At 40.5% G+C, this 2,470-nt stretch carries 1 protein-coding gene and 1 pseudogene; both read left to right on the forward strand.

The features are described 5' to 3' along the window. Position 1: 1 nt before the first annotated feature. Positions 2–2,035 (forward strand): thioredoxin domain-containing protein, encoded by a 2,034-nt coding sequence (locus ACOVO2_RS23285; RefSeq protein WP_421772275.1) that lies wholly within the window; start codon positions 2–4, stop codon positions 2,033–2,035. Between the two features lie 76 nt (positions 2,036–2,111). After that, positions 2,112–2,470 (forward strand): annotated as a pseudogene (locus ACOVO2_RS23290) (peptidase M28); the annotation flags it as partial.

The following is a 2,470-nucleotide window of genomic DNA, read 5'->3' on the forward strand; positions in this document are numbered from 1 at the left end:
CATGCAAAATAAACTCATCAACGAAACAAGTCCATATTTACTTCAACACGCCCATAATCCTGTTGAGTGGTATCCGTGGGGAGAAGAAGCCCTACAAAAAGCCAAAGACGAAGACAAGCCAATTTTGGTAAGTATTGGTTATTCGGCTTGCCATTGGTGCCACGTCATGGAGCGAGAATCTTTCGAGAACGAACAGATTGCCGAAATCATGAATGAGCATTTGGTCTGCATCAAAGTTGACCGTGAAGAACGCCCCGATGTCGATGCCATTTATATGGATGCTCTGCAAGCAATGGGGCTGCGTGGCGGTTGGCCGCTCAATGTTTTTCTGATGCCCGATGCCAAACCTTTTTACGGTGGCACGTATTTTCCTGCACCTAATTGGGCAAATTTGGTCGAAAGCATCAGTAATGCCTTCAAAAATGACCGTGAAAAACTACAAAAATCGGCCGAAGGTTTCACGCAAAACATGCACACCAAAGAGAGCGACAAGTATCAAATGGATATTTCGGACGATGGACTAAAGATTTCGGAAGAAGAACTCACCACGATTTTTAATCGCCTACACAAAGATTTTGATTTCGAGAAAGGAGGTATGAATCGCAGTCCAAAATTCCCGATGCCGAGTATTTGGAAGTTTTTGCTCAGATATTATACCATTACCAATGATAAACGTGCCTATCAGCACCTTATTCACACACTCGATAGAGTAGCTTTGGGCGGAATTTACGACACAATCGGTGGCGGTTGGACTCGTTACTCAACCGACGAGGATTGGAAAGTACCGCACTTCGAGAAAATGCTCTATGACAACGGACAATTGGTTTCGCTTTACGCCGAAGCCTACGCTCTAACAAAATCAGAAGGCCAACCCGACGAATTTTATAAAGCCAAAGTAACCGAAACCATTGAATGGCTTGAACGAGAAATGATGAGCGAAGAAGGCGGTTTTTACTCGGCCTTAGACGCTGATAGTGAGGGCGAAGAAGGGAAATTCTATATTTGGAAGAAATCGGAAATTGAAGCAATTCTGGGAGAAGATGCCGCTCCATTCTGTGAAACTTTCGAGTTTTCGGAACACGGAAACTGGGAACACGGCAATAATGTAGTGCATCTCGAAGAGCGTGATTTTATGGAAAATGGTTTTCCGTTGAGCCAAGAAATCAAACAAAAACTCTTTGATTATCGAGCAAAAAGGATTCGGCCAGGGCTTGATGATAAAATTTTATGTTCGTGGAATGGCCTGATGCTCAAAGGTTTAGTTGATGCGTATCGTTATCTTGATACGCCAAAGTTTTTGGAATTAGCTCTACAAAATGCTCACTTCATCAAAGAAAAAATGAGCATTAAAGTCACAACCGAAGATGGGGCAGAAGGTCGTGGACTTTGGCATAATTATAAAAATGGCAAAGCAAATATCGTGGCATACCTCGAAGATTATGCCAGCGTGATTGATGCTTACACAGCTCTTTATCAGGTTACTTTCGATGAAACGTGGTTAGAAGAAGCCGAATTATTGGCCGACTATACGATTGCCAATTTCTATGATGCAGAAGACGAGTTTTTCTACTTCACTGATAGTCAAGGCGAAGAATTGATTGCTCGAAAAAAAGAAATTTTCGATAATGTGATTCCTGCTTCAAATTCAATGATGGCCGCTAATCTTTATAATTTAGGTTTGTTGTTAGGCAGAAATGATTTCATCGAAATCAGTAATTTGATGTTGGCAAAAATGAAACGCATCGTTCTGACTGACCCTCAGTGGGTAACGCAATGGGCGTGTTTGGCAACGCAACACACCAACCCAACTGCCGAAGTAGCCATTGTTGGCAGTAATTTAAAAGAAATCAGAAAGCAAATTGATGCCGATTTTATGCTTAATAAAGTGTTTGTAGGCACTGAAACTGATTCTAAACTTCCTCTTTTACAAAACCGAACAGCAAAAAATGGCGAAACAACGATTTATGTATGTTTCGATAAAACTTGCCAATTACCAACAACCGAAGTAGCTAAGGCTTTAGAACTAATGCAGTAGAGCAACTGCGTCGGCAGTCCGATTTCTAAATTGCTCAAAATCTAAATATTTTCAAATAAAAACATCTATCATCAAAATGAAAATCAAACATCTATTACTACTCCTAACCTTTATAGTTTTCGGAGCAAATGCTCAGAAAGTCAACAAACTTCCCGAATACAAATTATCAAAAAAAGAAATCGAAGCCCACATTCGTTTCATTGCATCAGATGAAATGTTGGGGCGTAGAACAGGTGAAATAACCAATAATGTAGCTGCCCGATACGTAGCCGAAAACTTCCGTTTGCAAGGTTTAAAAACACCAAACGGACAAAAAGATTATTTGCAACCAGTGCCTTTTGAAATGGTAAAACCCACAAAAAAAGGAGAAGTTTTGGTTGGAACTGACTCATTAAAATGGACAAAAGATTTTATTATGTTGAGCGGAAAAGCCAC

Source organism: Emticicia sp. (assembly GCF_049241225.1).
Lineage (GTDB): Bacteria > Bacteroidota > Bacteroidia > Cytophagales > Spirosomataceae > Emticicia.

Bases quoted from the DNA above. Each gene is read 5' to 3' on its own strand.
- ACOVO2_RS23285 (WP_421772275.1), top strand. From the start codon at position 2: ATGCAAAATAAACTCATCAACGAAACAAGTCCATATTTACTTCAACAC.